Source organism: Flavobacterium xizangense (assembly GCF_054075145.1).
This window is the reverse complement of the sequence record NZ_JBSIPG010000204.1, coordinates 1-254: the sequence shown is the minus strand read 5'-3', so window position 1 is coordinate 254 and position 254 is coordinate 1. Positions and strand designations below refer to the sequence as shown.

The 254-nt window shown below is 44.1% G+C and carries 1 protein-coding gene; it reads left to right on the top strand.

Annotation, left to right across the window (positions count from 1 at the left end; all coding sequences use genetic code 11):
- Positions 1–28: 28 nt before the first annotated feature.
- A partial coding sequence (locus ACWA1B_RS23130) for a Clp protease/crotonase-like domain-containing protein (RefSeq protein WP_456911010.1) occupies positions 29–254 on the top strand: 226 nt, incomplete at its 3' end.

Genomic DNA, 254 nt, shown 5'->3' with positions numbered 1-254 from the left:
AGGACGTTTAGGCTTAAATGGCCCGCAAGTGATTGAACAAGAAGCTGGGGTACAAGAATATAACGCCAAAGATCGTCCATTCATATGGAGTATTACTGGCGGGAACCAGCGTTTTGCTAGTGGTTTGGTAGATGCTTATGTTGATGATGATCGCCAGAAAATTCGTCAGCAAGTGGTCGACTATTTAGTCCAAGGCATACCTGATCAGCATCGGAGTTCAAATTACTCGTTTTATTTAGCGCAGCTACAACACG